The organism is Arthrobacter sp. P1_B3 (assembly GCF_056406615.1).
On sequence record NZ_JBFTZV010000019.1, the window covers coordinates 96883 to 103212 of the forward strand.

General features: G+C 65.8%; 4 protein-coding genes and 1 pseudogene. All 5 read right to left on the reverse strand.

The genetic code is table 11. The features are described from left to right. Positions 1 to 109 precede the first annotated feature (109 nt). Positions 110 to 1120 carry an alcohol dehydrogenase AdhP gene (adhP, locus tag AC1D2F_RS18050; protein ID WP_364744844.1) on the reverse strand — a complete coding sequence of 337 codons (1011 nt, stop codon included), beginning with the start codon at positions 1118 to 1120 and terminating at the stop codon, positions 110 to 112. A gap of 331 nt (positions 1121 to 1451) precedes the next feature. After that, a complete protein-coding gene (locus AC1D2F_RS18055) occupies positions 1452 to 2741 on the reverse strand; it encodes a GAF domain-containing protein (protein WP_229996060.1) in 1290 nt (429 codons plus the stop codon). A 196-nt stretch (positions 2742 to 2937) separates the two neighbouring features. Continuing rightward, a complete protein-coding gene (locus AC1D2F_RS18060; protein ID WP_229996061.1) occupies positions 2938 to 4254 on the reverse strand; it encodes an ATP-binding protein in 1317 nt (438 codons plus the stop codon). A 131-nt stretch (positions 4255 to 4385) separates the two neighbouring features. Continuing rightward, complete coding sequence (locus AC1D2F_RS18065) at positions 4386 to 5984, reverse strand: amino acid permease (RefSeq protein WP_476967323.1); 1599 nt, start codon at positions 5982 to 5984, stop codon at positions 4386 to 4388. 27 nt (positions 5985 to 6011) lie between these two features. Next, positions 6012 to 6330: pseudogene (gene aspA, locus AC1D2F_RS18070) on the reverse strand (aspartate ammonia-lyase); the annotation flags it as partial.

Sequence of the window (6330 nt, forward strand, 5' to 3'; positions counted from 1 at the left end):
AACCCCTGTTCTTTCTTACATATTCTGCGGTGACAAATGCGTGCCTGCGGCGGCGGCGTATCCCCAGGGTGCCTAGGGATACGCCGCCGGCGCAGCCAGCCGGGATTGCTCAGTACTTGATGACCACGCGGCCGTCGATCTTGGCGTGCTTCATCTCGTCAAGAACAGCATTCACTTCGGAGAGCTCCCTCGTGGACACCGTGGGGTGGATCTTGCCCTGGGCGTAGAACTCCAGGGCTTCCTCCAGATCCTGCCGGGTTCCCACAATGGAACCGCGGACCGTCAGGCCCTTGAGCACAATCTCGAAGATCGGCGCCGGGAAGTCCCCCGGCGGCAGCCCGTTGAACACGATCGTTCCGCCACGCCGTGCCATCCCAATGGCCTGCCCGAACGCTGACGGGTGCACTGCCGTGACCAGGACTCCATGGCATCCTCCGGTTTCGCGCTGAATGACTTCGACGGGGTCTTCGTGCAGGGCGTTGACGGTCAGTTCGGCGCCGTGCTTCTTGGCCAGGGCGAGCTTGTCGTCGGCAATGTCCACTGCCGCGACCCGCAGCCCCATGGCTACGGCGTACTGGACGGCGATGTGCCCGAGTCCGCCGATCCCCGAGATGGTGACCCACTGGCCCGGCCTGGCCTCGGTCATCTTCAGGCCCTTGTAGACGGTGACGCCGGCGCAGAGCACGGGTGCGATTTCCACCGGGTCCGATCCGGCCGGAATGCGGGCGGCAAAACGGCTGTCCACCAGCATGTATTCGCCGAAGGAACCGTCGACGCTGTAGCCGGCGTTCTGCTGGGTCTCGCACAGGGTTTCCCAGCCGGTCCGGCAGTACTGGCAGTCGCCGCAGGCTGACCAGAGCCACGCGTTGCCGACCAAATCGCCGACGGCCAGATCGGTGACGCCCTCGCCGAGGGCCACGACCTCGCCGACGCCTTCGTGGCCGGGAATGAACGGCGGTGACGGCTTGACCGGCCAGTCTCCCTCCGCGGCGTGCAGGTCGGTGTGGCAGACACCCGTGGTGATGACCTTGACCAGTGCCTCGCCGCGTCCCGGGGTGGGGACAGGAAGGTCCTGGATCTGGAGATCCTTACCAAATTCAGTAACTACAGCTGCTTTCATCGTCGTCATTGTCGATATTCCTTCGTCGTTTTGTAGCCGCAGCAAATAATGCGCAGGCATGAATTGAACATCGGGCCAGAAGCCGGGCGTGAAGCCCGTTGTCCGCCGAAAGCCTCACCTGGGGTGTGCGGTGAGGCCCGCGGATTGTCAGGGTATGGATAACCCGCCACAGTTCCAGTCCGCGTCGCTGCCGTGGAACGTGACCCAGGCAGTCCTGGTCTGGAGTGTGAAGCACAATCATCCCCGGCACTTCTGCTGAGCAGGATGATGGCTGTTGCCTAAAGCTTAGGGAAGGGAGGGTTGCGACGAGGTTGCAGCCTTGTGAGTCAGGTCACCCGGGCTGGCGTGTTCCGAGTTCGGATTCCAGGCGCTCCAGGTCGGCCACCACCGCAGCCCTCTTGGGTGAGCGGGGCGGCAGCAGCTTCAGCGCTGCCATGCGGACGGCAATGTCATCGCTCGCTTCGGGAAGTTCCGCATACTGGAGCAGGGCTTCCGCGCTGCCGTCCGTTAGAACCGCCTCCCGAAGGAGTGTGGAGACGCGCCTCCGCAGCGTCACCACACCCGGAGCCTCCGAGCGAGGCAACACCGGGCCGCGATAAATTTCCAGGGCAACCCTGTGTGCCCCGCGCTGGAGGCAACTGAGAACCTGTCCGGCGTCCGGCAGCACGTCCACGGTGAGTCTGTAGGGCCGGGATTCCGGCACGGCGGCAGGATTGAACTGCTGAAGGACTTTCCTCAACCGGACCATCTCCGCCCGAAGTGTCATGGCTGAGACTTCCCCGAACAGCATGCTGCCCAGCTCCTCGCCGCTGAGACCATCCGGATGGATGCTCAGCAGGGCCAGCATCTCACTGTGCCGCGGAGACAGCGATACCGTTCTTCCTTCGATGCTGAGCAGCGCGTGGTCGCGGCCGAGCAGCTGCAGGCTGTTGCGATAGAGGCTTCGGACCGGGCTGCTGGGAACCGTTCTGGGCCCGGTGGCGGAAACAGGTTTTCGCCGCCGTGCGAGCCGGTCGCGCTTCGCGGCGGCCAGCAGAAGACGCTCCACGCGCAGCTGCGCCTGTGCGGCCGCGACCGCAGCCTCCACGAGGGAAAGGGTATGCGGAGCGACTGCCGTCTCGGTGCCGGTGATATCCAGGACTCCGATCACGGCCCCGGTATCTGGATCACGGAACGGCACCGCCGTGCAGCTCCACGCGTGAACAGCCCGGTTGAAATGCTCGGGACCGGAAACCTGGATGCTGCGGCCCAGCGCCAGGGCGGTTCCAGGAGCGCTGGTGCCCACGCTGGCCTCGGACCAGTCCGCGCCCTCAACGAAGAGCATGCCCTCGGCACGCCGGCGCAGGGCAGCATCCCCGTCGACCCACAGGAGCCTGCCCAGCTCATCCCCGACGGCCACGAGCAACCCTTGTTCGGAACTGGGCTGAATCAGCAGTTTGTTAATCACCGGCATGATTGACGCCAGCGGATGGCCGCGACGGTACTCCTCAAGCGCCTCACCATCGAGGAGTACCGAGGACGGCGGCATGTCAGGGTTGGCCTGCAGCCGCAGCGAACGCTTCCAGGACTCTTCAATGATTCTGCGAAGCGGCCCCTGCCCGGACCTGATGCCGAGCTGCATCGATGCTGTGACACGCCTGGCAGCAGACGGCGTCGGGGCCGTTACTGGGGTTGGAGATAGCGACCGGGGACTACGCACGGTGGCTCCATTGTCGTCAAGCGAAATTGGGGCCCAACTGTGACCCAATCACAAGCATACTGCCGCTGGGCACCTTGATCGCGGCCTGGCCCCCTCACAACCTGCTGACGGAGTTCATCTAGACGCGCCCCAGGTCGTCGATGTCCTCGAGGAACTGCTGGTGCACTTCGGCGCTGACCGTGGTGCGGGTGTCCGCGATCGCATCGAGGTAGTCCTGGGTGGCCGGACCCTTCCGGACCGCCTCGCGGACTGAGGCGCTGCCGCCGGACGCCAAGCCGCCGTCGTCGTACACCGCTTTTTCGAGAGCCCGCTGGGAGGCGCTGCGGGCCGCGTACTCGATGTCCGCGGGGGAGAAGCCTTCCGTGCGGTCCACCAGGAGCTCGACGTCGACGTCGTCCACCACGGCGACGGGAATGAAGCGCTGCCACATCGCCTCGCGGGCCTGCCGGTCCGGCAGGCCGATCGGGATGACGTAATCGAACCGGCCGTGGCGCAGGAACGCCGAATCCAGCGCCCGGATGAAGTTGGTGGCGCAGACCAGGAGCCGGCCGGGCTGTTCGCGGAAGGCGGGGATGATCTTGAGGAGCTCGTTGGTGACGCCCTGCAGGGGAGAGGGCGGTTCGCCCGAGCGCTGCGCGGCGATCTCCTCCACCTCGTCGATGAAGACCACCGCGTGCTCGAGTTCGGCGATCTCCAGGAAGGTCTCGCGCAGCGCCCCGGCCAGCCCCTTGGGGTCGGAGGCCAGCCGGGAGGGGAAAACCTCCACGAACGGCCATTCGAGCCGGGACGCGATCGCCTTGGCAAACGTCGTTTTGCCGGTACCGGGCGGTCCAAAGAGGACCACTGCCCGCGGCGGCACCACGCCGTATTCGTCGGCGAGGTCGGCCTCGGCGAGCGGAAGGACCAGCCGGCGTTCCAGCAGTTCCTTCTCGTTGCGCATACCGGCCACGTTCTCCCACAGGTCGCGGGCCAGGATCCGGCCGCCAAGCAGGCTGAGGGGTTCCAGCTCCTGGCGCTGGACCGGGATTTTCCGTTCGAAGTAGCGCAGGTTCTTCTTCAGCGCGAATCCGCGGCCCAGGAACGCCTCCACCCGGGTTTCGGATTCGGGCATCAGGGCCGAGAGCTTGTTGAGCCCGTGCGGGGCCATCCGGTTCTCGACCGAGGCCAGCAGCGAGGTGCCGATTCCGCGGCCCCGGAACTCGGGCAACGTGGCCAGGAAAACGATCCAGCCCTGGTCATGCGCGGCCCGTCCGACGGCGGCGCCCACCACCTGCTCGCCCTGCACCGCGACGACGGCGTGGTCCTTTTCGCACGAGGCCAGGACCTCCGAGAGCGCGTAGACGGGCTCCACATTTGATTCTTTGAGGGATTCCCAGAGGTGCAGGATGCCGTCAAGGTCGGCCGAATGGAAGTCCCTGATCCGCCAGTTGGTCATGAAGTGTCTCCCGGATGGTTCGTCGCTGAGCCGGTGGGCGCCAGTGTGGGCTGGTCTGCTGAGCATATGCGAACGGGGTGCATGAGAGGTTGCGGGGACGTTGCGTTACGCGGAGGCGGACTGCCGGGGTGTCACTCCGAATCCCCTTCGGTGCTCCCATCGGCGCTGCCCATGGGCCGGGCGGCGACGAGCGGATACGGGCCGGTGAACCCGTCCCGGACCGCGGCGATCTCCAGGATGCGGTGCCGGCAGAGGCGCCAGCCGAGCATCAGGAGCGGGATGATGACTGCGAGGGAGGCGATGGTCCACGTTCCTACAGGCGAGTCGAAGGCCATGAGGACCAGCACCGCCAGAAGGAATGCCAGGGTGATCCAGCCCGTGACGGGTGCGCCCGGCATCCGGAACGCGGGCCGGAGCAGTTCTCCGCGGGCTGCGAGCCGGGCAAGCTGCATCTGGCACAGGACGATCATGGCCCAGGTGCTGATGATGCCCAGCGATGCGACGTTAAGGACGATCTCGAAGGCCTCGGCCGGGACCACGGCATTCAGGATCACGCCCAGGACAGCCACGCCGGCAGTGAGGGCGATGCCGCCGTAAGGGACACCGGACTTGTTCATCCGGGCGGCGAACTTCGGCGCGGAACCCGAAACGGACATCGAACGCATGATCCGGCCGGTGGAGTAGAGGCCCGCGTTGAGCGAGGACAGCGCCGCGGTAAGGACCACGAGGTTCATGATGGCGTCCACGCCGTCCACCCCGATGGAGCCGAAGAATGTCACGAAGGGGCTTTCGCCGGCCTTGTAGGAGCTGTAGGGAAGCAGCAGGGAAAGCAGCACGAGCGAGCCGACGTAGAACACGGCGATGCGCACAATCACCGTGTTGATGGCCCGCGGCATGATCTTCTCCGGGTTTTCGGTCTCGCCGGCGGCGGTGCCGATCAGTTCGATCGAGGCGTAAGCGAACACGACGCCCTGCATCACCACGATGGCCGGCAGAAGGCCGTTGGGGAACATGCCGCCGTTGTCCGCGATAAGGCTGAAGCCGACCTCCTGGCCGGCCACGGGTGTGCCGAAGATGACGAAGTAGATGCCCACGAGCAGGAAGGACACGAGCGCCACGACCTTGATGAGCGCGAACCAGAATTCAAGCTCGCCGAACACCTTGACGCTGATGAGGTTCAGGCCAAGGACCAGGATCAGGGCCGCCAGGGCCCAGGCCCACTGCGGTACGTCCGCGATGGGCGCCCAGTACTTCTTGAAGAAGTTCATATACAGCGCGACGGCGGTGATGTCCACGATCGCCGTCATGGCCCAGTTCAGCCAGTACAGCCAGCCCGTAACGAACGCGGCTTTCTCGCCGAAGAATTCGCGGGCGTAGGAGACGAAGGAGCCCGACGACGGCCGGTGCATCACGAGTTCGCCGAGGGCGCGCAGGATCATGAAGGCGAAGAACCCACAGACCGCATAGCTGATGATCAGGGCCGGTCCGGCGGTGGCGAGACGGCCGCCGGCGCCCATGAACAGGCCGGTGCCGATGGCGCCGCCGATCGCGATCATCTGGACCTGCCGGGGTTTCAGGCCTTTGTGGTAGCCCTGGTCTTCGGCGTGGAGCGCGGCCCCGGAGGCGTGGGCATGCGCCGGAATGGTGTGGTCGGAGATGGCTTCTCGTGGTGGGGCCGGTAGTTCTTGGGTTGGCTGTTTTAGGGCGCGGGCAGTGTCGGGATGAGTCATGAGGGTCCTTCGGGGTTCGGAGGTGCGCTACTTGCTCAGGTTGGCCAGGCGTTGTGGGCTGAGGAGCTCGGTGAGCTGCTCGGCGGTGAGCAGTCCATGTTCGAGTACGAGCTCCGCGACGCCCTTGCCGGTGGCGAGGGCTTCCTGCGCGATGGCCGTGGCCGTGGCGTAGCCCAGGTGCGGGTTCAGGGCGGTGACGAGGCCGATTGACTGTTCCACCGTGAGGCGGAGGTGTTCGGTGTTGGCGGTGATGCCCCGGACGCAGCGGGCCGTGAGGGTGCGGCAGGCGGCTTCCAGGTGGGAGATGCTCTTGTGGAGGCTGTGGACGATGATCGGTTCGAAGGCG

Bases quoted from the DNA above. Each gene is read 5' to 3' on its own strand.
- adhP (WP_364744844.1), bottom strand. From the start codon at position 1,120: ATGAAAGCAGCTGTAGTTACTGAATTTGGTAAGGATCTCCAGATCCAG.
- AC1D2F_RS18055 (WP_229996060.1), bottom strand. From the start codon at position 2,741: ATGCAGCTCGGCATCAGGTCCGGGCAGGGGCCGCTTCGCAGAATCATT.
- AC1D2F_RS18060 (WP_229996061.1), bottom strand. From the start codon at position 4,254: ATGACCAACTGGCGGATCAGGGACTTCCATTCGGCCGACCTTGACGGC.
- AC1D2F_RS18065 (WP_476967323.1), bottom strand. From the start codon at position 5,984: ATGACTCATCCCGACACTGCCCGCGCCCTAAAACAGCCAACCCAAGAA.